Here is a 25,087-nt window from a genome sequence, read left to right on the forward strand (position 1 = left end):
CTCGCACTAGACTCTCTAGCATGGATCTGTTAGCGCTTGAACTTTTCTTCCTGGGCCTGCTCGGATTGGCCAGCTTGTCGATCGCCTGGGTATCGGGCATGGTCGTGTTCAAGCTGTTCCGGGGGCAGCGGTAACCACGTATGCGTGACCTGCCGGTCGGTTTGCCGTCCGAACTCGTTCCGCTCTCCTGGTTGATCGGAGTGTGGGAAGGCTCCGGCGTACTCGAATACAAGATCGGCGAAGAGTCGGTCAGTCGTACTTTCGGCCACCGCGTCAGCTTCAGCCATGACGGCCTGCCACACCTGAACTACAGCTCCTATACCTGGCTCGAGCCCGAGGTCGCTTCCCGCGAAACGGAGGCCGCTGCATCCGCTGGCCCGTCCGCACCTGCCGAAACCGAAACTGAAACCGACGCCGACGGCGTGGCCCCCGCACTGCCTCAAGCGCTACCACCCGAGATGGTGTCCGACGAGAAAACACCGTTGGTCACCGAAACCGGGTACTGGCGGCTCAGCCGTCACCAGGGTGACGGCGACCCCGGCCCCGGCATGCTGCCCGGCACGGGCGAGCGTCCGTTCACCTCGGCTGCCGCCGTCGAAACGCTGCGCAACAGGGATGGCGGCTTCGACATTGAGGTTACCCTCGTGCACCCCGGCGGTGTGGCCGAACTCTACCTCGGCCAAGTCAAGGGTCCGCGCATCGATCTCGCAACGGATGCCGTGCTGCGCACCGCGGGCGCCAAGCCCTACGCTGCTGCCACCCGCCTCTACGGCCTGGTCGACAACCACCTGCTCTGGGCTTGGGATATCGCCGCCCTCGGCCAAGATCTACGCACGCACGCCTCCGGCCGCCTGGCCCGAGTGCAATAGCCCCCCACCGCCCCCACCCCACTTTCTTGGACGGGGCCTGGGCCCGGGCCCTGGGCCCAGTTTATAGACCGGGCCCGGGGCCATAGGGTGGGCCCGGTCGCGCGGTGAAGTCCGTGTGCCCGCCCCTCCACCGAATAAATCGAGTGGTCGTACTGTTGATAGTGATGACCCACGCATCGAAGCACGATCGCCGCCCACAACCCGGGCCGGCAGAATTGAGCGACATGACTGACCCGGCCCCGACCTCCTCCCCGCTGCTCGGCCTGCCCGGCGCGGTGCAAGCCGAAGGAATCGACGCCGGTGTCGCTGCGCACTACGGCAACCCCATGATCGAGCAGCGCACGCTCGCTGCCGGCAGCTCCATCGTCGACCTGTCCCACCGCGGCGTGCTCTCCGTCGCCGGCCCCGACCGCCTCACCTGGCTCAATTCCATCGCCAGCCAGGAACTGAAAAGCCTTGCACCGGGCGAATCCACCGAGATGTTGCTGCTCGACCCCACCGGGCGTCTCGAATATGCCATCCGCGTGCTCGACGACGGCGTCGAGACCTGGCTTCTGATCGAGGCCGCAGAGCTGCCCGGCCTACAGAAGTTCCTCGACCGCATGAAGTTCATGCTGCGCGTGCAGGTCGTCGACCACACCCTCGCTTACGCCACGATCGGCGCCATGACGGATGCCCCCGCCACCGTCGGCATCGCTCCCGCATCCCCGAACGACGTGCCCCTGACCTGGCTGGACCCGTGGGCGCAAGTCGCCCGCGGCGGCTACCAGTATGCCGAAACCCCTGAGCACCCCGGAACCCACTGGACCTACACGGAAACCCTCGTGGCCCGGGCCAGCCTGCCGGCCCTGCGCGATGCCCTGGCCGCCGGAACCGTGACCGTCACGCCCACCGGTGCCGCAGCTACCTCGACCGTGAAACCTGCAGGACTCCTCGCCCTCGAAGCGTTGCGCATCGCCGCCTGGCGGCCGCGCCGGGCCCGCGAGGTCGATGAGAAGAGCATCCCGCACGAACTGGACTGGCTGCGCACCGCCGTGCACCTGAGCAAGGGCTGCTATCGCGGGCAGGAAACCGTCGCGAAGGTGCACAACCTCGGCCACCCGCCGCGCCGGCTGGTCATGCTGCACCTCGACGGATCAGAGGGCGTTTTGCCTGCCCCTGGCGACCCGGTCCAGGCCGACCGCGTCAGGCCCGAGCAGGAAGCCGAGCGGGTCACCGTCGGCGTCATCACCTCGAGCGGAATCCACTACGAGCTCGGGCCGATCGCGCTCGCGGTGATCAAGCGCACCATTCCGGCTGCGTCGACGCTGTACGTCGCCTCCGAGGGGATCTCCATCTCGGCCAGCCAGGAGATTATCGTGCCGCAGTCGGCCGGGTCCGTCGCTGAGATCCCCCGTCTGCCTCGCCTGGGCATCCGCACGCCCGGTCACTGAGGCCACCCCGCCGCTCGATAGAGTGGGCACATGCCTGCCCCATACACACTCGTCCTCCTCCGCCACGGCCAAAGCACCTGGAACCAGCAGAACCTGTTCACCGGCTGGGTAGACGTTCCCCTGAGTGAGCAGGGTGCCAGCGAAGCCGCGCGCGCCGGCGCGCTGCTGCGGGATGCCGACCTGCTGCCCGACGTGTTGCACACCAGCCTGCTCTCGCGCGCCATCCAGACCGCGAATCTCGCGCTCGACGAGGCCGGCCGCTCCTGGATCCCGGTGAGGCGTTCCTGGCGCCTCAATGAACGCCACTATGGCGGGCTGCAGGGCCTTGACAAGGCCGCGACTCAGGCAAAATTCGGCCAGGAGCAGTTCATGCTCTGGCGCCGCTCTTACGACACCCCACCGCCCGTGCTCGACGACTCGAGCGAGTTCTCGCAGGCGCACGACGTCCGCTACGCGGGCCTCGGCTCCGACCTGCCGCGCACCGAGTGCCTCAAGGACGTCGTCGAGCGGATGCTGCCCTACTGGCAGTCGAACATCGCGCCCGACCTGCGCGCCGGCAAAACCGTACTGGTCACCGCGCACGGCAACTCCCTGCGCGCCCTGGTCAAGCACCTCGACGGCATCAGCAACGCCGACATCGCCGAGCTGAACATCCCCACCGGAATTCCGCTCGTCTACCAGCTCGGCGAAGACCTTATGCCGCTCGCACCGGGGGAGTACCTCGACCCCGAAGCTGCTGCGGCCGGCGCGGCCGCCGTGGCCGCCCAGGGCACCACGAAGTAGCCTGCGCGCCCACACGACAGGCCCGGTGCGCACCGGTTCATTCTCATAACTCCTGCAAATTCTTCGACACCGCAGCACGTCCCGCGTGATTACGCGGTCGGCCCGCTGTCGGTGCAGAAATTGCAGGAGTTATGCGCGCATGGCCGCAATGAACCTACAAAGAAAGGCCCCGGAAGCGGATGCTCCGGGGCCTTCCTTGATCATGAATTCAAGCGCTGTCGTCCTGGTGCCAGGCGCCCGTGCCGAGGTACTGCACCTTTTTGGCGATGGAGACTGCGTGGTCAGCAAATCGTTCGTGGTACCGGCTGGCCAGGGTCGCGTCGACCGTGTCGGCGGCCAGCCCCTTCCAGGTTTCGCCGAGCACGGCGTCGAACACGCTCAAGTGCAGGGCGTCGACCTTGTCGTCTTCGTTGCGAATCCTGTCGGCGAGCTGCATGTTTTGGTTGGTGAGCAACTCGGTGAGCATGTTCGCGATGACCACGTCAAGGGCGCCCATCTCGGCGAAGGTGCTGCGCAGACCCTTGGGGATGACCTTGTCGGGAAACCGGTACCGGGCCAGCTGGGCGATGTGGGTGGCGAGGTCGCCCATCCGCTCGAGAGAAGCGCTGATGCGCAAGGCGCTGACCACGATGCGCAGGTCGCGGGCGACCGGCTGCTGGCGCGCGAGAATGGTGATGGCGAGTTCATCGAGTTCGACGGTGAGTTCGTCGATCTTCTCGTCTTCGCTGATGGCCTCTTCGGCCAGACTCACGTCGCTCTCATTGAAGGCGCGTGTTGCTTTGTCCATAGAAATCGCGACGAGCCGGGCGATATCGACGAGCCGCTGTTGAACTTCGGCTAGTTCCTGTTGGAATACATCGCGCATGGGGTGATCCTTTCGGCCGCGCGAACACGCACGATCTGTGTGACCAGCCTTGGCCACCGCTTTATGGTGTCGAATTTAGGTTAACGGCAGGTGCCGCCCACTTGAACACTAACTAAAGTACAGGGCCTGGCGCAGGTGCGTTGCGAACGAGGGACGAATACTGTCAGTAATCTGTAGAGATGGAATCGACGTGGCTGCTGTTGCTGTCGCTGGCACTCGGACTCGGGGTCGGTGCCGGTTTCGTGTCGCTCATACATGTCGCCGAGCATCACGGCCGCCGCGCTGCGGATGTCGTCAACCCCGCTGTGCCCGACGGTATCGATCAGGTGCTCGACGCCCTCGAGACCGCTGGTGTCGTGCTCGACCCGTCGAACAACGTCATCAAGACCAGCCCGGGCGCTCTCACTCTGGGCTTGGTCTGGAACCAGCAGCTGGTGCACCCCGAACTGCTCGAACTCGCCCGTCGGGTACGGCAGACCGGCGAGCCGATCTCCGAAGACCTGGTGCTGTCCCGCGGCCCGTTCGGCGACGCGAGCATGCGCTTTCGGGTGCGCCTGGCCCGACTCGGCACGCGCTATGTGCTGATGTTGGCTGAGGACCGCACCGAAGCCTTTCGCCTCGACGAGGTGCGCCGCGACTTCGTGGCCAATATCAGCCACGAACTGAAGACCCCCATCGCCTCGGTCGGTCTGCTCGCCGAGGCTCTCAACCAGGCAGCGGATGAACCGGAGCAGGTTCGCCGCTTTGCCAACCGATTGACGACGGAGTCGGCGAGGCTCGGCCGCCTCACCCAGGAGATCATCGAGCTGTCCCGGCTGCAGGCGCAGGATGCCCTCGCGGAACCTGAGATTCTCAGTGTTGACGACATCGTCGCCGCAGCGGTCGATCAAAGTCGGGTCGTCGCCGAGGCCGAGCGCATCACGATCGTCATCGGCAAGAAGTCCGGGGCCCGGGTGTTCGGTGACGAAGCTCTACTCACCGTCGCCGTGCATAACCTCGTCGCAAACGCGGTGAACTATTCCCTCGAGGGGTCACGAGTCGGCGTCGGCGTGCGCCTGCAGAAGGGCATCGTCGAGATCACCGTTACCGACCAGGGAGTCGGCATCGCCGAGAGCGACATCGACCGGGTGTTCGAACGCTTCTTCCGCGTCGACCAGGCTCGATCGCGGCATACCGGTGGGACAGGCCTCGGCCTGTCCATTGTCAAGCACGTCGTGCAAAACCACGGCGGTGACATTCGCGTCTGGTCGCAGCCTGGCAGCGGATCCACTTTCACCATCCGCCTCCCGGAGGCGGCTGCACCGATCATAGAACCACGCCCGAATAAACCGCGAACGGTCGCTCGTGCGACCGCAGGAGACACACTATGACACGCATTCTCTTAGTTGAAGACGAGAGCGCCCTGAGCGAACCGTTGAGCTTTCTGCTTGAACGAGAGGGCTATGAGGTCGTCGTCGCCGAAGACGGACCGAGCGCGATCAGCGAGTTCGACCAGAACGGCACCGACCTCATTCTGCTCGATCTGATGCTGCCCGGCATCCCCGGCACCGAGGTGTGCCGAGAGATTCGAACTCGGTCGACCGTACCCATCATCATGCTCACCGCAAAAGATTCCGAGATTGACATCGTCGTTGGTCTCGAGCTCGGAGCTGATGATTACGTCACCAAGCCGTATTCAACCCGCGAACTGGTCGCCCGTATTCGTGCGGTGCTGCGTCGGCACGAGGATCAGAGTGCAGCCGACGTGGACACCATGCTCACGGCTGGCACGGTGAGTATGGACGTGGAACGGCACGCCGTGACAGTCTCCGGCGAGCTCGTGAACATGCCGTTGAAAGAGTTCGAATTGCTCGAGTTCCTGCTGCGAAACGCCGGTCGCGTGCTGACCCGCGGCCAGCTCATCGACCGAGTCTGGGGTACCGACTACTTTGGTGACACGAAAACGCTCGACGTGCACATCAAACGCATCCGCTCACGCATCGAGGCAGCCCCGTCCGAGCCGGTCATGCTCGTAACCGTGCGCGGTCTCGGGTACCGGTTCGAAGCCTAGGGGAAAACGAAACAGGCCGCCGTCCCTGAGGGATGGCGGCCTGTTTCGTGTGTTGCGCGGGTTACGCGGAAGGCGTGGCCGTGGGGGTCGGTGTCACGGTCGGTGTTGCCGTGGGGGTCGGTGTCACGGTCGGTGCTGGCGTGGGCAGAAGGGTCGAATACTCGCTCTGGGCGCCGGAGAGAACGGGCAGCAAAAGCTCAATACCGGTCTCTTCTCCGTACTGGAAGAAGACTGGAAACAGCGAGCCGGGCTGGCTGGCCATGTTGTCCAGAACCACTGAGGGGGCGCCCTCCGTGCCGAATGTCACGGTCGTGTTGGCCTCAACCGGCACCTGCTGCGACACCTTTCCGGTGCTCGACTCGTACTGCACGAGCAGGGTCTGCAGGGCGTCTGTGGGGTTCACGACGGAGACAACCAGATTGGCCAGTTCCCCGTCGGTCGAGATCAGCAGAGCGTTGCGAATGTGGATCTCGCCCACATCGCCGCTTACACCGTCACTCGCGTTGTAGGCGATCGAGGTGGCCGGGGGTGCGAAAAATCCGCACGCGCTCGTGCCCAACAGAATGCCAGCCGCCAATACAACGGATGCAGCGATGCGCGCTCTCACAAAACCTCCACTACTGAAGCAGCGTTCGGCTGTGGGCCGACGCTGCAGAATTCCCTGTGCTATTAGCTTAGCGGCGAGTTTGGGGGCACGGCTGTCGTCGACGTGCCTCGCGGGGGCGCGCGTACTGTAGCACCTCTTAGCTGTGGTAAACTCGGATCCGCTGAAGGGATCACATCCATGCTGTTTGAGGTTGGCGAGACCGTCGTATATCCCCACCACGGCGCGGCGATGATCACCGAGGTGAAAACCCGCATCATCAAGGGTGAAGAAAAGCTGTACCTCAAGCTGAACGTCACCCAGGGGGATCTGACGATCGAAGTTCCCGCCGAAAACGTTGATCTCGTCGGCGTTCGCGACGTTATTGGCCAAGATGGCCTCGACAAGGTTTTTGAAGTGCTGCGGGCACCGTTTACCGAAGAGCCCACCAACTGGTCCCGCCGGTACAAGGCTAATCTTGAAAAGCTGGCCAGCGGCGATGTGATCAAAGTGTCCGAGGTGGTGCGCGACCTGTGGCGCCGCGACCAAGACCGTGGCCTGTCCGCCGGTGAAAAGCGGATGTTGGCCAAGGCCCGACAAATTCTGATCAGCGAGTTGGCCTTGGCCGAAAAAACCGACGAAGAGAAAGCATCCACCGTTCTCGACGAGGTCCTTGCTTCCTGAACTTCCGAGCCCAGCTCGATCACTGTGCTTCGTAAGAGGCGGCGCCGACAGGCGTCGCCTTTTTGCTTGCTTGTCCTGACCATGCTCTCCAGCCCGACCCCCGGATAGATACCCTCCAGATATGACTGATTCACCTGCATTAGCGGTTGCGCCCTCGGTTGCCGTCATCGTCGTGGCCGCCGGAAGTGGTTCCCGCCTCGGGCACGTCGAACCTAAAGCATTCGTCCTACTGCAGAGGCGCCCCCTCCTGGATCGTGCCTTGGATTCGATCTTCACAATGCGTGAAGCGGTGCAGATCATCGTGGTTGCCCCCATCGACCGGCTGATGGATGCCCGACGCATCGCCGCTTCGGTCTTCGCCCGTCACGAGGCGCCCGACACCACCACGCCGCCTGCGCCCAGTCCCGCCGCCACGTCCACCAGGATCGCCGCGCCTCCTTCGCGCACGGTCACCATCATCGAAGGCGGGCGCACCCGGCAGGACTCGGTCGACCGGGGCATGAGTGCACTGATGCCGAGCATCGACATCGTGCTCGTGCACGACGCCGCGCGCGCGCTCACCCCCGCCGCCCTCTGTGACGAGGTCGTCGCTGCGGTGCGTTCCACCGGACACGGCATTATTCCGGGGCTGCCCCTGGTCGACACCATTAAGCGCGTCGCTCATTCCGGCGCAATCCTCGGCACCGTCGATCGTTCTGAGCTCTCCGCAGTGCAGACCCCGCAGGGTTTTCCGCGCTCGATGCTTGCGGATGCCCACGCCCGGGCCGCGCAGAACGGCCGGTTCGAAGCCCACACCGACGATGCGGCCCTCGTCGCCGACGCTGGACTTCCGGTGAGCGTTATTGCCGGCCATCCGCTCGCCTTCAAGATCACGACCCCCGAAGATCTCGAACGTGCCGAGGCCATCCTGCACGCGGTGACGGCGTCCCCGACGCCCGACTGGCACCTTCCGCGCATCGGCACGGGCCTCGATGTGCACTCGTTCGCGACCGACGCCACCACGGACCTCTGGCTGGCCGGGTTGTACTGGCCAGGGGAACGCGGCCTGAGCGGGCACAGCGACGGCGATGTCGTCGCGCACGCTATCTGTGATGCCATACTCGGCGCCGCCGGACTCGGGGATATCGGCAGCGTTTTCGGCACGGCCGACCCTCGGTTCGCCGATGCACACGGCGAGATTTTCCTCACCGAGACCGTGCGCCTGGTCGCCGCCGCCGGTTATCTCATCGGCAATGTGTCGGTGCAGATCATCGGCAATCGCCCCAGGTTTTCGCCGCGTCGGGGCGAAGCAGAAACGCTACTCACCCGCATCCTCCTCGCACCGGTCAATATTGCCGCGACAACGACCGACGCGCTCGGCTTTACCGGCCGCGGTGAGGGTGTGGCGGCGACGGCTACCGCGTTGCTCTACCCCGCACCTCGCGCAGGTCGATTCAGCGGGCAGCCGGCCGAGCCTGCGCACCTGCCCGAGCCGGGTCAGACCCCTGACCTAAACTGGGAGGCGTGACCATGCAACTCTACGATTCGAAGGCGCAGGCCTTGCGTGACTTCGTCCCCCTCGAAGCGGGCCAGGTCTCGATGTACGTGTGTGGACCCACCGTGCAGTCCAGCCCGCACATCGGTCATCTGCGCAGTGCCCTGGTCTACGACCAGCTTCGTCGCTGGCTCAGCTACCGCGGACTGAACGTCACGTTTGTGCGCAACGTCACCGACATCGATGACAAGATTTTGATCAACGCGAAAGGATCGACCGAGCAGTGGTGGGCCCTCGCCTACCGTTATGAGCTCGAGTTCACCGCCGGCTACCAGCGACTCGGCATTCTCGCCCCCACCTACGAGCCGCGGGCGACGGCGAGCATCACCGAGATGCAGACCCTCATCACTACCCTGATCGAGCGTGGTCACGCCTATGCCGCCCCCGATTCGTCGGGCGACGTCTACTTTGACAGCGCGAGCTGGGCGGCCTATGGCGCCCTCACCCACCAGTCGCCCGGCAATATGGAAGCGGCAACGGACGCCTCCCCACGCGGCAAGAAAGACCCGCGCGACTTCGCCCTCTGGAAGGGTTCCAAGGCTGGCGAGCCCGCCTCCGCCGCCTGGATCTCGCCGTGGGGGCAGGGCCGTCCGGGCTGGCACATCGAGTGCTCCGCTATGGCCGCCCGCTACCTCGGCGAGCATTTCGACATTCACGGCGGCGGCCTCGACCTGCGGTTTCCGCACCACGAGAACGAGCTCGCGCAGTCCAACGCGGCCGGCAGCGACTTCGCGAACTACTGGGTGCACAACGGCCTGGTGAACGTGAACGGTCAAAAGATGTCGAAGTCGCTTGGCAACTCGGTGTTCGCGGCCGAACTGCTCAGCCAGGCCCGCGCCATCGTCGTGCGCTATTTTCTCGGCGCTGCCCACTACCGCTCCACCATCGACTACAACGACGGTTCGCTGGTCGAGGCTGAAGCTGCCCTCGAGCGCGTCGAAAGTTTTCTCGACCGTGCCGACCGAAGGCTCGCCGGAACCCGGTTCGCCGGAACCGGCGTCGAGATCGTGCCGGATGACTTCGCCGCGGCCATGGACGACGACCTCGCCGTTCCGCAGGCGCTCGGCGTACTCCACGACACCGTGCGTGCCGGCAACGCTGCGCTGGATGCCGAAGACCTGCACGCTGCGGCATCCGCTCGCAGCGGAGTACTCGCGATGAGCGAAGTACTGGGAATCAACCCTTTGTCGCCCGGCTGGGCCGTGGCGACGGACGAACCGGCCATGGTGGCCCTGAGCGCGTTGGTCGAGCGACTGCTCGGCGACCGCAACCTCGCCAGGGAAAACCGCGACTACGCGGCCGCAGACCGAATCCGGGACGAACTCGTCGCCGCCGGAATCACCATCGAAGACACCCCGTCGGGTGCCCATTGGAGCTTTGACTGATGAAGAACTTAGACCGCAAATCGCGCACCGGATCGGTGCGCAAGGGCAGCCGCGGAGCCCAGGTCGGCTCCGGCGGCCAAGGGCGTCAGGCGCTCGAGGGTAAAAAGCCCACTCCGAAGGCCGAAGACCGTCCGTACCACCCCGCCGGTAAGCGCAAGGCTGCGGCGGAGCGGTTCACCGCGGCCGGCGGCTTCAACTCGCGCCCCGCAGCGGATGCGTCCGCCAACCGAGGCGGAGCGCGTGGAGGCACCCCTCGTGGCGGCGCCCGCGGCGCCTCGCAGGGTGCGCCCCAGCGCGGCACGGGCAACACCGGCGGCGGCGGATCCTCGACTCGCCGGGCCAAGCAGATCGACGAGCACGAGATTGTCACCGGCCGCAACTCGGTGCTCGAGGCACTGCGGGCGAAGATCCCCGCGTTGACGCTTTACATCGCCGCGCGCATCGAAATGGATGAACGGGTCAAAGAGGTGCTGCTCATGGCGACGAGCCGCAACATCCCCATCCTCGAGGTCATGCGCCCCGAACTCGACCGGCTTGCCGGTCGTGACGCCGTGCACCAGGGGCTCGCGCTCAAGGTTCCCGCCTACGAGTACGCGCACCCGATGGAGTTGCTCGAACTCACCATCAGCCGCGGCCACAAGCCGTTGTTCGTGGCCCTCGACGGCATCACAGACCCGCGCAACCTGGGCGCGATCATCCGCTCGACCGCTGCGTTCGGCGGCCACGGAATCATCGTGCCGCAGCGTCGCTCGGTCGGCGTGACCGCCTCGGCCTGGAAGACCAGCGCCGGAGCGGCCGCCCGCACCCCCGTTGCCATGGCGAGCAACCTCACCCAGACCCTGAAAGCGCTCAAAGCGCAGGGCGTGTTCGTGCTCGGTCTCGACGGCGACGGCGACGTGTCGCTGCCCGACCTCGGCACGGGCTTCGCCGAGCGCCCCGTCGTGATCGTCGTCGGCAGCGAGGGTAAAGGGCTGTCACGCCTCGTCACCGAGACCTGCGACGCGATCGTCTCGATTCCAATCAGTGCTGCGACCGAGTCGCTCAACGCCGGAATCGCTGCCGGAGTCACCCTGTACGAGGTGGCGCGCCTGCGTGCCCAGATCAAGCAGGCAAAGGCCGCCAAGCAGTAGCCTCGCTCCTTTTCGGACGGGGCCCGGGCCCCGTCCGTGGGCCCAGTTTATAAACTGGGCCCACGGTCATAAGGTGGGCCCGGCGACCATCGCGATTGACTGAACGTTCCCGACCAGTGACCGCCCTCCACAGCGGATGTTGCTGCCCGCTTTCCACAGATCAGTCGACGTCACACCCTCCAGGTCCTGAGCATGATGACAATTGGTCATGCTTGAGATTTTGGATGTTCCAAGTGCCCACAACGACGGCCTAATTCTCGCTGAGTCCCTGTGGGCGGCGGGGCTGAACACGCGGGCCGTGCGCGCACTGCTTGCGAAGGGTGAGCTGGTACGCATCCGTCGCGGAGTCTATGCCTCGGGGGACACCTGGCGCAGGGCCGAGAGCGACGACCATTATCGACTCTTCGTTCGTGCCACCGTGGTCACGGCCGAGGAACCGCTTCTCCTCTCCCATCATTCGGCGGCGGCACTGTACAACTTGCCCATCATCGGACCTTGGCCCACAGTCGTGCACGCGATCAACAACGACGCGGCCGGGGGCAGCAGCGCCCGATTCACCATGAGCCATCGCAGCGTGGTCGAGCCGGAGCCGGTCACGATAAACGGATGCGCCGCTACCACCCTCACGCGCACCCTCATCGATGTGGCGGCAACCTCAAGCTTTCTCGTCGGCGTCACGATGATGGACCACGCCCTGCGCGTGGAGCAGGAGCGCGGGCAGCGGGAACGCCGGCAGGGCAGTTGCAGTGCTCCGATACTCTGCAAGGACGACCTCTACGCCGAACTGGCGCTGGTGCATCCCAGACGTGGAGGCCAAACGGTGCGTCGGGTCATAGACTTCGCGAATCCGCTGTCTGCCAATCCGGGCGAGTCGTTGAGCCGGGTACGCATGGTCGAGTTGGGCTTCGAGATACCCGAACTTCAGGTGCGCTTCGTCGTGCAGGACCGAGAGTACTGGGTCGACTTCTTCTGGCGCGGAGTGCGCAAGATCGGCGAATTCGACGGCAAAATCAAGTACACCCGGGGCGCACTATTGGGCGACCGGCACCCGGGCGACGTGGTCGTCGCCGAGAAGAATCGAGAAAATCTCCTGCGTCGTGAAGTCACCAGCTTCGACCGCTGGGACTGGGACATGGCCTACTCTCCTCGCTTATTCTCCGAATTCATGATTCAGCACGACGTTCCGCGTGCCTAAACCTGCATTGGATGCGCCCCGCACGTACCCTAAATGGCGCCAATTTCCGTCGCCACTGCGCCTGGGCCCACCTTGTGACCCGGGGCCCAGTTTATTAACGGGGCCTGTGGACGGGGCCTGGGCCCCGTCCGAGAGGGAAGCACCGAACGGGCTCGGGAAGCCACAGAAGGCTAGACCTTGAGCATCCAGTCATCGGCATCGTCGGGGTCAGCGGACGCGTCGTCGCCCAGCTGCATGCGAATCGGCAGGGTGATGGTTCCGGTGAGTGGGTCGATCACGGTCGCCTCGTCGCGGCGGTGGCGCAGTACGTCCTGCACGTACGAAGTCACGGCCTCGGCGAGCGGAATATCCCGCGACTGGTTTTGCGCCATGAACCAGCGGTGATCGAGCAACTGGTGAAACACCTCTGCGCGTTCGAGCTTGCCTCGCAACTCCTCGGGGATGGCGCGCACAACCGGTTCGAACACCCGCACCAGCCACTCGTGCGCGACCATTTCTTCGTCGGCTCCAGGGTCGCCGTAGGCAGCCCGATAAGAGTCGAGGTCGTTCAGCAGACGGCGGGCCTGGTTCTCTTCCGCGTCGAGGCCGGTCAAGCGCAGTAGCCGGCGCTGATGGTGGCCAGCGTCGACGACTTTCGGCTGGATGCGCACGCTTGAACCCGTGCTGTCGGTCTTGATGGCCAGTTCCTCGATGTCGAAGCCGAGGTTGTTGAGACGTTCCACTCGCTGCGCAATTCGCCAGCGTTCGGAGTTAGAGAAGGACTCGGAGCCGGTGAGTTCCTGCCAGAGCAGCCGATAGGCCGCGACGATGCCGTTGCTGATGCGCACCGGGTCCAACTCGTCTGCGACGCGACCGCCGGCTTCCAGATCCATCAGCTCGCCGGCGATGTTCACCCGGGCAATTTCGAGGTCGTTCTCGCGCTGACCGTTCGAGAGACCGCCCGAGTACAGCTGTCCCGTTTCAGCATCGACGAGGTAGGCGGCGAAGGCGCCGGCGTCGCGACGAAACAGGGTATTCGAAAGCGAGACGTCGCCCCAGAAAAAACCGATCATGTGCAGGCGCACCAGTAGCACCGCGAGGGCATCGACCAGCCGGGTGGCGGTATCCGGGCGCAGTTCGTGCGAGTACAGCGCGCGGTACGGGAGTGAGAACTTGAGATGACGGGTAACCAGAACCGAATTAAGCGGGTCGAGCGCGGCATCCGTTCTGTCGGTGATGACGGCTACCGGCTCGACGCAGGGAATCTCGAGGTTGGCCAGGGTTCGCAACATGTCGTATTCGCGCTTGGCCATCTCGCTCGTGGTCTCTTTGATGGCCACCACCCGACCGCTCAAGTGAGCGAACCGCACGAGGTGGCGCGAGATGCCCTTGGGCAGTGAGGCGATGTTCTCATTCGGCCATGCATCGAGGGGCAGCTGCCACGGCAGGTCGAGCAGGGCAGGATCGACCGTAGCCGACGTGATGTTGAGTGAACCGCTCATTATTTGACCCTAACAAACAACAAACGGCTGGAGGGAGCGCACTCCCTCCAGCCGTTTTACGATACTGACTAGTCGGTGACGGCGCCGCCGAGGCGCAGGCCGCTTTCCGCGTCGAACACGTGCAGGTGGTTCGGCGTGGCCGTGAGGTACACCGTCTCTCCGGCGTTCGGGTGCGAACGGCCGTCGACGCGCGCGACGATGTCGGTGCGCTTGCCCTCGATCGTGGAGTGACCGTAGAGATAGCCGTCAGCGCCGAGTTCCTCAACCAGGTCGACCTCGATCTGCAGGCCTTCGCCGGCGGCGGACGACATCTGGATGTCTTCCGGGCGAATGCCGACGGTGACCTTCTTGCCGGTCGAGTTGGCGAGCGTCTCGCGCTGCACGGGAACGGTGGCCGTGCCGAACTTGATGCCGCCATCGACGGTGTCCGCGAGGAACAGATTCATCGCGGGGCTGCCGATAAAACCGGCCACGAACACGTTCTGCGGCTTCGCGTACAGGTCGCGAGGCGAACCGACCTGCTGCAGGACGCCGTCCTTCAGGACCGCAATCCGGTCGCCCATGGTGAGAGCCTCAGTCTGGTCGTGGGTTACGTAGACGGTGGTGACGCCGAGCCGACGCTGCAACGAAGCGATCTGGGTGCGCGTCTGCACGCGCAGTTTGGCGTCGAGGTTGGAGAGCGGCTCATCCATCAGGAACACCTGCGGCTGACGAACGATCGCGCGGCCCATGGCAACGCGTTGACGCTGGCCGCCGGAGAGTGCCTTCGGCTTGCGGCTGAGGTATGGTTCCAGATCGAGCAGTTTGGCCGCTTCGAGCACGCGGACGGCGCGCTCATCTTTGTTGATGCCGGCGATTTTGAGCGCGAAACCCATGTTCTCGGCGACGGTCATGTGCGGGTACAGCGCGTAGTTCTGGAAGACCATGGCGATATCGCGGTCTTTCGGCGGAACATCCGTTACATTACGCTCGCCAATGAAAATACTGCCGTCGTTGACCTCTTCGAGACCGGCGAGCATGCGCAGTGACGTGGATTTGCCACAGCCGGACGGGCCGACCAGGACCAGGAATTCGCCATCGGCGACCTGGAGGTCAAGCTGGTCAACAGCCGGCCTGGTGGACCCCGGGTACAGCCGGGTTGCCTTGTCAAAGGTCACTGAAGCCATAATTATTTCTCCTTCACCGGCAGGAACGTGCCGGACGATCCGTTGTGAATAGAATTCATGCTCCGTGTGCTATAGCACGCGTTTCCCCCGATATTACACGACGGATGCCCCGGCGCGGGTCCGCGATCCGTTTGGTCGATTCCCAGTCACGGGACCTACTATTTCAGAGGCGCCTTCACGCGCGCCCCCTCTTCTGGAAAGCGATTTTTTATGACTATTGGCGGTTCAGGCGACGGCAGTCCCGCAAAAAACCGGCGGCGTGACGCCGCCCGGGTAAAAGCCAAGCAGCTTCGAGTCAGTCAAAAAAAGAAGGACCGCCGGAACAAGGTATTTTTGCAAGGCGGCATCGCGATTGCAGCCGTCGCGATCGTCGTATTGGTTTCCGTCATCATCATGAATTCGATCAAACCGGCCGGTCCGGGCCCGAAGAACATGGCCAGCGACGGCGCTCTCATCGGCGAGGGAATGGTCACTACTCTGACACCCGCATTGCAGCCCGACGCGAACCCGAGGCCATCCAAACCGGATACCACCGGCGCCGTAGCCAACATCCGGGTCTACGTCGACTACCTCTGCCCGCTCTGCGGCGACTTCGAAGACGCCAACAACAAACAAATCGCCCAATGGGTCGACTCCGGCGCGGCAACAGTGGAAATCCACCCGGTAGCTATTCTCACGAGCAAATCCGCCGGCACCAAGTACTCCCTGCGCGCAGCGAACGCGACAGCGTGCGTCGCCAATTATTCACCGGATGATTTCTTCGCCTTCAGCTCGGCACTGTTCGTCGACCAGCCGAAAGAAACATCGCCCGGCCGCAGCGACGACGAGATCAAAACCGTCCTCCGGAAATCCGGTGTGAGCACAGCCCTCTCCGACATCAATGCCTGCATCGAGGACGGCACCTACGAGTCGTGGGTCACAGCGGCAACCAACCGTGCGCTCGACGGTCCTATCCCCAATTCCTCGATGGAATCCATCATCGGAACGCCGACCATTCTGGTCAACGGCAAGCCATATACCGGATCTCTCGAAGACCCGAAAGAGTTCGCATCCTTCGTACAGGTGGCCCTCGGCGAGACGTATTCCACCTCAACGCCGACGCCAGATCCCACCCCCGGCGGGTAGTACGCCACATCGCCGAAGCGGATGCGTCAACTCGCGCCACGCGCATCCGCTTGGCTGTTGCCCGTGGCAGCGCTGAAATCATTTAGGATGGTGGACTGAGGCACTGTGCCTCATGCCGGCCTGGCGCAATTGGTAGCGCACCACTCTTGTAAAGTGGGGGTTACGGGTTCAAGTCCCGTGGCCGGCCCCACGACTCCCACGACTCCCACGCCAGAAGCGTGAGTGGGTTTTCAGTCGGATGGACGCTCGCCCGCGATGCGCCTGGCGCAGCAAGTGAGGCCGTGGTGGCGACGGCGATGCGTCGCGGGCTTACCCTATGGCCCCAGCCGCCGGGCGAAACAGGGTCGCCACGTACACTGATGGCGGGGTTTTTAGGTGCGGATGCCCGCGCGCCCTGAGAGGAAACACGCATGAGCCTGATCCGGCTGAACGACGTCAGTATTCGCTTCGAGAACACGCAGATTCTGCGCGAAGCGTTCTTTCGCCTTGAACCCGGTGACCGGGTCGGCCTGATCGGCAAGAACGGCTCCGGCAAATCCACCATTCTCAAGCTCATCCTCGACCAGGTCTCGCCCGACACCGGCGAGGTCACGCTCGAAGACGGCATCCGGGTCGGCTACTTTTCCCAGTTCTCAGAACTCAACGGCGCCCAAACCATCACCGAAGCGCTCGACGCGTTGTTCGTGGACGTGAAAGCGATTGAGGCTGAACTCGCGGCGATTGACGCGGCAATCACCCTCGACCCTTCGGCCAGCGCAGAACTCGACCGGCTGATCACCCGGCAGGGCGAGCTATTCGAGGAGATGGACCGCCTGGACGGTTGGGACTACAAACGCCACATTGACACCGCGCTGACCACCCTCGGGTTCAACGAGGCGCACCGCGTCTGCACGATTGACGAGTTGTCCGGCGGCTGGCGCAACCGCGCGGCCCTGGCCAAGATCGTGCTCGAAGCCCCTGACGTGCTGCTGCTCGACGAACCCACCAACTATCTCGATGTGGCCGGCGTTGAGTGGCTCGAAGCCTGGTTCACGAGCTTCAAGGGTGCCGCCATCGTTGTCTCCCACGATCGCAAGTTTCTTGACGCCGTCGTCACCCGCATTGTCGAGGTGGAAAACTTTCACCTGCACGAGTATCCCGGCAACTTCGGTGAGTACATCGTGCAGAAGCAGTTTCGGCTCAAGACTCTTCAGGCTCAGTTCGTGCACGAATCCGAGCTGCTGGCCTTCGAGGCCGAGGGAATCGCCGACCGTCGGGAAGCAGCCAAAGCGGAGAGCCGCCAGCTCGGCAACCAGCTGGCCCACATCAAGAAGTCGCGCACGCCGCGCCCGGTAGACCAGATCATCACTGAGATCTACGGCAATTTGCACGTCAAGGACGTGTTGTGTCGGGTCGACGGCCTCGCCAAGAGCTACGGCGACAAACTCTTGTTCGAGGACCTCAGCTTCGAGGTGCGCCGCGGCAACCGCATCGTCGTCCTCGGCAGCAATGGCAGCGGCAAAACCACCCTGTTGCGGGTGCTCACCGGTGAGGAGACGGCCGACCACGGCTCGGTCGCCTGGGCCAGCGGCGCCGGCGTCGTCTCGTACAATCAAATTCTGGTCGAACTCGACGAGACCGATACCGTCAGCCATGCCGTCAACGCCATGCCCGGCAGCCTTGCCCTCACCGCGACGAAAAAGTCGGTCAACCGTTTTTTGACCATGTTCCAGTTCAGCGAGGCCGATCTCAAGCAGAAGATCGGTGCTCTCTCAGGTGGTCAGCGTGCCCGCGTGGCGATGGCCCAGTGTTTGCTTTCCGGAGCTTCGGTGCTGTTGCTCGACGAACCGACCAACCATCTCGACATGTCGAGCACCCAGGTGATGGAACGCGCCCTCGTGCACTTTCCCGGCGCCGTCGTGGTGGTCAGCCACGACCGCTTCTTCACCGACAAGATCGCCAACCGCCGTCTGGTCTTCGGCAGCGACGGAGCCGCCCCCGGCCAGATCCAAGTGCGCGCCGCTTGACTCTCGCCGCCCTGTCTCTCACGGACGGGGCCCGGGCCCGGACCCCGGGCCCAGTCTATAAACTGGGCCCGGGGTCACAAGGTGGGCCCCGCGGCCCCGCGGCCTAGCAGCCTAGCGGCCCAGGGTTGGTCGGAAGGTCCCGGTAGGCCGGGCGGCGCGGCAACGTACTCTCTCGTAGAATTACCAAGTGACCCAAGCCCGCGCACGAAAACGAACGGATGCGTCGGCCGCGCTCGCGGCATCCGTTGTGCCGGTCTGGCTAGCCCTCGTCTTCTCCGTGCTGATCGGCGCGTTGTATGCCGTGCAATCACGGGTGAATGGCGAACTCGGGCAGCGAATCGGCGACGGATTCACCGCCGCCGTCATCTCTTTCGGTTCCGGCCTCATTGTTCTCAGCCTCGGACTCATCGTGTTCCGCAGCGGACGCCGTGGCCTGCAACTCGTCGCGCGCGGCGTTGCAGCGAACCACCTGTCTTGGTGGCACTTGTTCGGCGGACTGGCCGGCGCCTTGTTCGTGCTGTCGCAGGGGCTCGTTGCCGCACCGCTCGGCATCGCCCTGTTCACGGTCGCTGTAGTGGCCGGCCAAACCGTGAGCGGCGTGCTCATGGACCGCTTCGGCATCGGCCCAGGCGGGCGACGTCCTCTGCACGCGTCCAAAATCGTTGGTGCCGTGCTCGCCCTGGTCGCCGTCGCCTTCACGGTGAGTGGCGAGCTGCGCGGCAGCGGCGCCCTCTGGCTGCTAGCGCTGCCGCTGATCGCCGGTATCGGCCAGGGCTGGCAGCAGGCCGTCAACGGTCAGGTGCGAGTCACTGCCCAAAGCGCGCTCACGGCGACCTTTCTGAACTTTCTCACCGGTACCATCGCCCTCGTACTCGCCGCCCTCGTGCACGGCCTGCTGGTCGGTTTCGCGTTCGACTTGCCGGCGAATCCGTGGCTTTACACCGGCGGACTCATCGGCTGCGTCTTCATCGCCGGGGCCGCGGTCGTCGTGCGCACCACCGGGGTGCTCATGCTCGGCCTGTGCATCGTGGCCGGCCAGTTGGTCTGCGCCCTCGCGTTGGATCTGCTCGCGCCAACGGCGGGCCATCCGCTCGGAGTGACGACCATCGTCGGGACCGCACTGGCGCTCGTGGCCGTGGTCATTGCCGCGGTGCGCTGGCATCGCCCCGGCCATGTTCGCGTCTAGAACTAGCGTCTAGAACTCGCGCCGAGAATCAGCGCCTAGAACCAGCTTCGATTACAGAACTTCGAGAAACTCGACGGGGTCTATCGACAGCCGCACACCAGGCTTGCAGTCCGCCGGAATCCCGCCGACATACAGCCATCCGAGCAGTTCCTCGTTGTCGGCGAGGCCGTGCACCGCACGCACCGCTGCCGTGCGCACGAACGGTCCGGTGCGCCACATCGCACCCCAGCCGGCGTCGTCGAGCAGTAGCGTGAGCAGGTGCGCGACGCCCGCCGCCGACGCATCCTGCTCCCAGTCGGACACCTTGTCACTGGCCCGCCGCACGGCGACGACGGCAATCAGCAGTGGCGCCCGCAACGGCTTGCCGGCTAGTTTGACGGCCTCACTGCCCTGACAAGCGGATGCCGCCACAAATGCCGCTCCCAGCCGCTCCAACGCTTCTCCGCGTAGTTCGAGCAGGCGCCACGGCCGCAGCGCACCGTGATCGGCTACCCGCGCCGCTGCGCCTACCAAGGGCAACAACTCAGCCCGGGTAGGCGCGGACGCCGTCACTTTGGAGTAGCTGCGCCGGCAATTGACGGCTTGGAACACCGCAGACGGAACAACATTCGTTGTTGAGGGAGGCAGGCTCACCGCTCTACTCGGCGGGCGTGAAGGTGAGCGAGATCGAGTTCATGCAATAGCGATCGCCGGTCGGGGTGCCAAATCCGTCGGGAAATACGTGACCTAGATGTGAGCCGCAGTTTGCGCAGCGGACCTCCGTGCGCACGGTGCCGAGCGAACGGTCTTCGAGCAGTTCGACCGCTTCGGGTCGTACCGACTCGTAAAAACTTGGCCAGCCGCAGTCGGAATCGAACTTGGTGCCGCTCTTGAACAGCTCGGCGTCACAGGCGCCGCAGGTGTAGGTGCCGGCCCGACTCTCGTCGAGCAGCTCGCCGGTGCCGGGGCGCTCGGTACCAGCCTCGCGCAGCACAGCGAATTTTTCGTCGCCCAGTTCGGAGCGCCACTCGCTGTTTGACTTCTTGATTGCGTAGTCCATGGTGGATGTCCCTTCGATCCGGCCGTCCACAAACGGACAACGTCTACTCAGCCTAAACTCGCATGGCAGTACCCGCATTCCAGGCCCGGCCGTTTCGCAGTGTTTGCACGGCGATAGACCCCGCAACTCCGGCGTTCCGGGCGTGCCGGAGACAACATCCAGTCGCTCGCAAATAGGATGAGTGCGTCGGATGTTCCGTCAAAACTGTTTTGGGGGAAAGAAACATCAATGAGTGAGAGAACACCGACCCACGCACAACCTCCCGCTCCGCCCGCCAGAAGCGCACCGGATTTGACCCAACTCAGCGAACGCGATGCAGCCGTGCTCACCTTTGAACGTCAATGGTGGCGGCATGTCGGCGCCAAAGAAGAGGCTATCCGCGCCACCTTCGGTCTCTCGGCCGCGCGCTACTATCAGCTATTGGCGGCGCTGGTCGACTCACCGTTGGCACTGGCCTTCGACCCGATGCTCGTGAACCGACTGCAGCGGATGCGTTCCGCCCGATCCGAGGCGCGCGCCAGTCGTTCGCTGCCCGCTCACGACTAGTACCTGACCGCATTTCGCCGGCATGGGGCGACCGGCCAATCAAGGATCCAATCACTATGGCGCGAAAATTTGCGAAAGACCGTTTCGACACCCAGATGCATGCCCTCGACCGAGTCGGTGCCCACCGCGCTCCCCGTAGAAGGGGCCGCGGCTGGATCGGGTTCTGGTGGGCGCTCGGCGCCACCGTGCTCTTGATCGCGGTCGGAGTGGTCGGAATCTTCGCGATCAACAACCGCCTCGACTTTTCCAGTTTCCCCGGCCTGTCGTCGCCCGGCTCGACTCCGGTCCCCACCGAGACCGCTATTCCGACGGCCGAAGCGACCGTCGACCCGGCGCTGACCGTGAATGTGTTGAACGGCTCCGCGACCAACGGCGTCGCAGCATCCGTCAGCGACACGCTTACCGCCGCTGGCTGGGTGGTCAGCGCCACCGGTAACGCGAGCACCGACACCGAACCGATTACCGTCGTTTATTACGCCGATGCCAGCCAAGAAGGCGCCGCACGCGGCGTCGCGGCTTCACTGCCGGGATCGAAGATCGTTGCCTCGACCAGCTTCGTCGATTCGGGAGCGGCCCTCACCGTCGTCGTCGGCAACGATTACGTGCTGCCAGCAGGCTGACAGGCAGTCAAAACTTCGGGCTTAGTGGGCATTGCCCGGTTCGTCAAGCCCCTGTTCTTTCGCCGTGGCTTCAGTACTATCTGGACTTGGTCAAACATTTTGTTCGGGCAATACCCGCCCGGATCAAGAACGCTCGCCCAAGGTAACTTGCACCAGTAGGTAACTTGAAACAGAAGACTTGCTCTCGGGGATTTGCTGCTCGCACAGAATGAACGCAGTTTTTGCGACAGGGCCCGGAACAGCCAATGGGCGGTGCCGTCGAAATTGAGCAAGGAGTAACACATGGCGAACGGAACCGTGAAATGGTTCAACGCTGAAAAGGGTTTCGGCTTCATCACTGTCGATGGGGGAGGGCAAGACGTTTTCGTCCACTACTCCGCCATCGACATGAGCGGGTACAAGGTTCTTGAAGAAGGCCAGCAGGTAGTCTTCGAGGTCGGTGCCGGAGCGAAAGGCCCCCAGGCTGAATCGGTTCGACCGGCCTGACCCACCCCGTAATCGGGGTCTGTCCCCCACCTAATGCCGCCCGCTGCAACGGGCGGCATTAGTGTTTACCGGTGACCGAGAAAAAGACAGCCCGCACGACACGACCGTTGAAATCCGCGGTCCTGCTCACTCTGATCGTGCCGGCACTGCTGCTGAGCGGATGCTCCGGCAGTACTGCGACGCCGACCCGGACTCCAACCCCCGCTTGGGCTTCGGGCTATGTTGCTCCCGCCGCCACGGAGATCGCACCGCTCACCGGCATTGCTGTGGCAGTCGGGTCGTCGGCGCACCCCTCCCTCGCGGCCAAGATCGACAACCACGTGGCCGCCCGCCCGCAGGTCGCGATCGACCGCACCGACCTCGTGTTCGAAGAACTGGTCGAAGGTGGCATCACCCGGTACGTCGCCGTGTGGCAGTCGAGCATTCCTGACCAGGTCGGGCCGGTACGGTCGATCCGCCCGATGGACCCCGATATTATCGCCCCGTTCGGCGGACTCGTTTCGTATTCGGGCGGCCAGGAGCGATTCGTCGAGGCCATGACCGCGACCGGTCAGATCAGCGCCATCTTCGACTACGACACGACCGGTTTGTTCTCCCGATCGAAAGCTACTGCGGCCCCGCACAACGTAATCCTCGCCGCCTCGGAATTCGCTAACCGCAACGTTACAGTTGCCCCGCCTGCCCAGCAGTACGCCTATGCAGCCACGCTCGCCGGAGCGTCCGCTGTCGTGGATGGCGCTCCGATTTCAGTGATCAACACCCGGTTCTCCAACTCGAGTGCCCGCAGCTGGACCTGGAATGCTGAAGCCACCGCTTACCTGCGCGCGCAGGACGGCGCGCCCGACCTCACCGGCGACGGTGTGCAGCTGGCGGCCACCAATGTTGTGGTGCTGCGGGTGGACGTCACCGTCGACCAGAGCATCCCCAAGACCGAGCTCATCGCTTCAGGCGAAGCGTCGATTTCGACCGGTGGAAAGACGCTTGCGGCCACCTGGAGCAAGAGCTCTCAGACCGCACCGATCCGCCTCGTCGACGCTCATGGAGTAACAATTCGGCTAGCTCCGGGCAATACCTGGTTTCAATTGGTGCCCAACGGCACCGGCTCGACCGATCTCGTTCCCTGACGGTCTGTAGCTGGCCCGGCGTAACCCCAGATGCTCGCTTGCACTCTCGACCCCAGAGTGCCAGAATCGATTTAGCACTCTCGTCACCTGAGTGCCAACCCCATCATCGTTTGGAACGTCCGGGAGGGACGAGTTACACATATGGCAAAAATCATTGCATTCAATGAAGAGGCCCGTCGTGGGCTTGAGCGCGGCCTGAACATTCTGGCCGACACCGTCAAGGTCACCCTCGGCCCGCGCGGCCGCAACGTCGTTCTGGAGAAGAAGTGGGGCGCCCCCACGATCACCAACGACGGTGTGTCCATCGCCAAGGAGATCGAACTCGACGACCCGTACGAGAAGATCGGTGCGGAACTCGTCAAAGAGGTCGCCAAGAAGACGGATGACGTTGCCGGCGACGGTACGACCACCGCAACCGTCCTGGCCCAGGCCCTGGTTCGCGAAGGCCTGCGCAACGTCGCAGCCGGCGCTGACCCGATCAGCCTGAAGCGCGGTATCGAAAAGGCCACGGCTGCTGTCATCGCCGAGCTCGTCGCCAGCGCCAAGGAGATCGAGACCAAGGAAGAGATCGCCGCGACCGCGTCGATCTCCGCCGGAGACACCGAAATCGGCGCGATCATCGCCGAGGCCATCGACAAGGTCGGCAAGGAAGGTGTTGTCACCGTCGAGGAGTCGAACACCTTCGGCACCGAGCTCGAGCTCACCGAGGGCATGCGCTTCGACAAGGGCTTCCTGTCGGCGTACTTCGTCACCGACCCTGATCGTCAGGAAGCGGTCTTCGAAGACCCCTACATCCTGATCGTCAACTCCAAGGTCTCCAACATCAAGGACCTGCTCCCCATCGTGGACAAGGTCATCCAGACCGGCAAGCAGCTCCTCATCATTGCGGAAGACGTCGACGGCGAAGCCCTCGCCACGCTCGTTGTGAACAAGATCCGTGGCATCTTCAAGTCCGTCGCCGTCAAGGCTCCGGGCTTCGGAGACCGTCGTAAGGCTCAGCTGCAGGACATCGCCATCCTCACCGGTGGACAGGTCATCTCGGAAGAGGTCGGCCTCAAGCTCGAGAACGTCACGCTCGACCTGCTTGGTAACGCCCGCAAGGTCGTTATCACCAAGGACGAGACCACGATCGTCGAGGGTGCCGGTGACGTCGAAGCCATCGCCGGTCGCGTCTCGCAGATTCGTGCCGAGATCGAGAACACCGACAGCGACTACGACCGTGAGAAGCTCCAGGAGCGTCTCGCCAAGCTTGCTGGCGGCGTTGCTGTCATCAAGGCCGGAGCCGCTACGGAGGTTGAGCTCAAGGAGCGCAAGCACCGCATCGAAGATGCAGTGCGCAACGCCAAGGCTGCCGTTGAAGAGGGCATCGTCGCCGGTGGTGGCGTCGCACTCATCCAGGCCGGCAAGACCGCATTCGAGAGCAAGGCAGTCCTTGACCTCGTCGGCGACGAGGCAACGGGCGCGAACATCGTGCGCGTCGCCATCGACGCCCCGCTCAAGCAGATCGCGCTCAACGCGGGCATGGAGCCCGGCGTTGTCGCCGACAAGGTGCGCAACCTGCCCGTCGGATGGGGCCTCAACGCCGCCACCGGCGAGTACGTCGACATGATCGCTGCCGGAATCAATGACCCGGTGAAGGTCACCCGTTCCGCGCTGCTGAACGCGTCGTCGATCGCCGGACTGTTCCTCACCACCGAGGCCGTCGTCGCCGACAAGCCCGAGAAGAACTCGGCTCCGGCCGGCGACCCCTCGGGTGGCATGGACTTCTAAGTCCCGCCGCTAGCAACACCATAAAAG

General features: G+C 64.1%; 24 protein-coding genes and 1 tRNA gene. 19 read left to right on the forward strand and 6 right to left on the reverse strand.

What is annotated here, in order from left to right; translation table 11 throughout:
- Nucleotides 1–140 precede the first annotated feature (140 nt).
- The 3 genes from E3T38_RS06045 to E3T38_RS06055 all read left to right on the forward strand — a co-directional run bounded on the left by E3T38_RS06045 (nt 141) and on the right by E3T38_RS06055 (nt 3,085).
- On the forward strand, nt 141–869 hold the full coding sequence (locus E3T38_RS06045) for an FABP family protein (protein WP_134547101.1): 729 nt from the start codon (nt 141–143) through the stop codon (nt 867–869).
- 224 nt (nt 870–1,093) lie between these two features.
- Entirely contained in the window at nt 1,094–2,302 is a 1,209-nt protein-coding gene (locus tag E3T38_RS06050; protein WP_134547103.1) for a folate-binding protein YgfZ, read from the forward strand.
- Nucleotides 2,303–2,332: 30 nt separating this feature from the next.
- Nucleotides 2,333–3,085, forward strand: coding sequence for a phosphoglyceromutase (locus E3T38_RS06055; RefSeq protein WP_134547105.1), 753 nt, complete (start codon nt 2,333–2,335; stop codon nt 3,083–3,085).
- 208 nt (nt 3,086–3,293) lie between these two features.
- On the opposite strand, the gene phoU is transcribed toward E3T38_RS06055, so the two are convergent.
- On the reverse strand, nt 3,294–3,950 hold the full coding sequence (gene phoU / locus E3T38_RS06060; RefSeq protein ID WP_134547107.1) for a phosphate signaling complex protein PhoU: 657 nt from the start codon (nt 3,948–3,950) through the stop codon (nt 3,294–3,296).
- A 179-nt stretch (nt 3,951–4,129) separates the two neighbouring features.
- Between phoU and E3T38_RS06065 the strand changes: the two genes are divergently transcribed.
- Together E3T38_RS06065 and E3T38_RS06070 are read left to right on the forward strand one after the other, a co-directional pair.
- Nucleotides 4,130–5,320, forward strand: a complete 1,191-nt coding sequence (locus E3T38_RS06065; protein ID WP_134547109.1) for a cell wall metabolism sensor histidine kinase WalK — start codon at nt 4,130–4,132, stop codon at nt 5,318–5,320.
- Complete coding sequence (locus E3T38_RS06070) at nt 5,317–6,000, forward strand: response regulator transcription factor (protein WP_104199923.1); 684 nt, start codon at nt 5,317–5,319, stop codon at nt 5,998–6,000. Before E3T38_RS06065 ends, E3T38_RS06070 begins: the two co-directional genes overlap by 4 nt.
- Before the next feature lie 61 nt (nt 6,001–6,061).
- On the opposite strand, the gene E3T38_RS16655 is transcribed toward E3T38_RS06070, so the two are convergent.
- Complete coding sequence (locus tag E3T38_RS16655) at nt 6,062–6,607, reverse strand: hypothetical protein (protein ID WP_166805448.1); 546 nt, start codon at nt 6,605–6,607, stop codon at nt 6,062–6,064.
- A 177-nt stretch (nt 6,608–6,784) separates the two neighbouring features.
- Here E3T38_RS16655 and E3T38_RS06080 point away from each other — a divergent pair, with 177 nt between their 5' ends.
- From E3T38_RS06080 to E3T38_RS06100, 5 genes are all read left to right on the forward strand, one after another.
- Nucleotides 6,785–7,267 carry a CarD family transcriptional regulator gene (locus tag E3T38_RS06080; RefSeq protein ID WP_104192043.1) on the forward strand — a complete coding sequence of 161 codons (483 nt, stop codon included), beginning with the start codon at nt 6,785–6,787 and terminating at the stop codon, nt 7,265–7,267.
- 121 nt (nt 7,268–7,388) lie between these two features.
- The gene (gene ispD / locus E3T38_RS06085) at nt 7,389–8,774 is read left to right on the forward strand and encodes a 2-C-methyl-D-erythritol 4-phosphate cytidylyltransferase (protein WP_134547113.1); all 1,386 of its coding nucleotides are present in this window, start codon (nt 7,389–7,391) and stop codon (nt 8,772–8,774) included.
- On the forward strand, nt 8,771–10,186 hold the full coding sequence (gene cysS, locus E3T38_RS06090; protein WP_134547115.1) for a cysteine--tRNA ligase: 1,416 nt from the start codon (nt 8,771–8,773) through the stop codon (nt 10,184–10,186). Before ispD ends, cysS begins: the two co-directional genes overlap by 4 nt.
- Nucleotides 10,186–11,316, forward strand: a complete 1,131-nt coding sequence (gene rlmB / locus E3T38_RS06095) for a 23S rRNA (guanosine(2251)-2'-O)-methyltransferase RlmB (RefSeq protein WP_104196456.1) — start codon at nt 10,186–10,188, stop codon at nt 11,314–11,316. Before cysS ends, rlmB begins: the two co-directional genes overlap by 1 nt.
- 208 nt (nt 11,317–11,524) lie before the next feature.
- Entirely contained in the window at nt 11,525–12,511 is a 987-nt protein-coding gene (locus E3T38_RS06100; protein WP_134547117.1) for a type IV toxin-antitoxin system AbiEi family antitoxin domain-containing protein, read from the forward strand.
- A gap of 170 nt (nt 12,512–12,681) precedes the next feature.
- Here E3T38_RS06100 and E3T38_RS06105 read toward each other — a convergent pair whose 3' ends face one another.
- Nucleotides 12,682–13,992, reverse strand: a complete 1,311-nt coding sequence (locus tag E3T38_RS06105) for a DUF4032 domain-containing protein (RefSeq protein WP_134547119.1) — start codon at nt 13,990–13,992, stop codon at nt 12,682–12,684.
- Between the two features lie 68 nt (nt 13,993–14,060).
- Entirely contained in the window at nt 14,061–15,158 is a 1,098-nt protein-coding gene (locus E3T38_RS06110; RefSeq protein WP_134547121.1) for an ABC transporter ATP-binding protein, read from the reverse strand.
- A gap of 210 nt (nt 15,159–15,368) precedes the next feature.
- On the opposite strand from E3T38_RS06110, the gene E3T38_RS06115 reads away from it, so the two are divergent.
- From E3T38_RS06115 to E3T38_RS06130, 4 genes are all read left to right on the forward strand, one after another.
- The gene (locus E3T38_RS06115; RefSeq protein WP_134547123.1) at nt 15,369–16,283 is read left to right on the forward strand and encodes a thioredoxin domain-containing protein; all 915 of its coding nucleotides are present in this window, start codon (nt 15,369–15,371) and stop codon (nt 16,281–16,283) included.
- Nucleotides 16,284–16,397: 114 nt separating this feature from the next.
- A tRNA-Thr gene (locus E3T38_RS06120) sits at nt 16,398–16,473 on the forward strand.
- A 220-nt stretch (nt 16,474–16,693) separates the two neighbouring features.
- Entirely contained in the window at nt 16,694–18,289 is a 1,596-nt protein-coding gene (locus E3T38_RS06125) for an ABC-F family ATP-binding cassette domain-containing protein (RefSeq protein WP_134547125.1), read from the forward strand.
- A 187-nt stretch (nt 18,290–18,476) separates the two neighbouring features.
- On the forward strand, nt 18,477–19,475 hold the full coding sequence (locus E3T38_RS06130) for a DMT family transporter (RefSeq protein WP_241984324.1): 999 nt from the start codon (nt 18,477–18,479) through the stop codon (nt 19,473–19,475).
- A 51-nt stretch (nt 19,476–19,526) separates the two neighbouring features.
- Here E3T38_RS06130 and E3T38_RS06135 read toward each other — a convergent pair whose 3' ends face one another.
- Nucleotides 19,527–20,108, reverse strand: coding sequence for a nitroreductase (locus E3T38_RS06135; protein ID WP_370448996.1), 582 nt, complete (start codon nt 20,106–20,108; stop codon nt 19,527–19,529).
- Between the two features lie 4 nt (nt 20,109–20,112).
- Nucleotides 20,113–20,514, reverse strand: a complete 402-nt coding sequence (gene msrB, locus E3T38_RS06140; RefSeq protein WP_104199914.1) for a peptide-methionine (R)-S-oxide reductase MsrB — start codon at nt 20,512–20,514, stop codon at nt 20,113–20,115.
- 228 nt (nt 20,515–20,742) lie between these two features.
- Here msrB and E3T38_RS06145 point away from each other — a divergent pair, with 228 nt between their 5' ends.
- From E3T38_RS06145 to groL, 5 genes are all read left to right on the forward strand, one after another.
- Nucleotides 20,743–21,060, forward strand: a complete 318-nt coding sequence (locus E3T38_RS06145; protein ID WP_134547127.1) for a DUF3263 domain-containing protein — start codon at nt 20,743–20,745, stop codon at nt 21,058–21,060.
- A gap of 56 nt (nt 21,061–21,116) precedes the next feature.
- Nucleotides 21,117–21,680, forward strand: coding sequence for a LytR C-terminal domain-containing protein (locus E3T38_RS06150; RefSeq protein ID WP_134547129.1), 564 nt, complete (start codon nt 21,117–21,119; stop codon nt 21,678–21,680).
- 282 nt (nt 21,681–21,962) lie between these two features.
- A complete protein-coding gene (locus tag E3T38_RS06155) occupies nt 21,963–22,166 on the forward strand; it encodes a cold-shock protein (protein ID WP_035834941.1) in 204 nt (67 codons plus the stop codon).
- A 71-nt stretch (nt 22,167–22,237) separates the two neighbouring features.
- On the forward strand, nt 22,238–23,290 hold the full coding sequence (locus E3T38_RS06160) for a DUF3048 domain-containing protein (protein WP_134547131.1): 1,053 nt from the start codon (nt 22,238–22,240) through the stop codon (nt 23,288–23,290).
- A 141-nt stretch (nt 23,291–23,431) separates the two neighbouring features.
- Nucleotides 23,432–25,060: a chaperonin GroEL gene (groL, locus tag E3T38_RS06165; protein WP_134547133.1), complete on the forward strand. Its 1,629-nt coding sequence runs from the start codon at nt 23,432–23,434 to the stop codon at nt 25,058–25,060.
- The last annotated feature ends 27 nt before the right edge of the window (nt 25,061–25,087 follow it).

Origin of the sequence: Cryobacterium sp. Hb1 (assembly GCF_004403585.1) — a bacterium.
GTDB classification, from domain to species: Bacteria; Actinomycetota; Actinomycetes; order Actinomycetales; family Microbacteriaceae; genus Cryobacterium; species Cryobacterium lyxosi.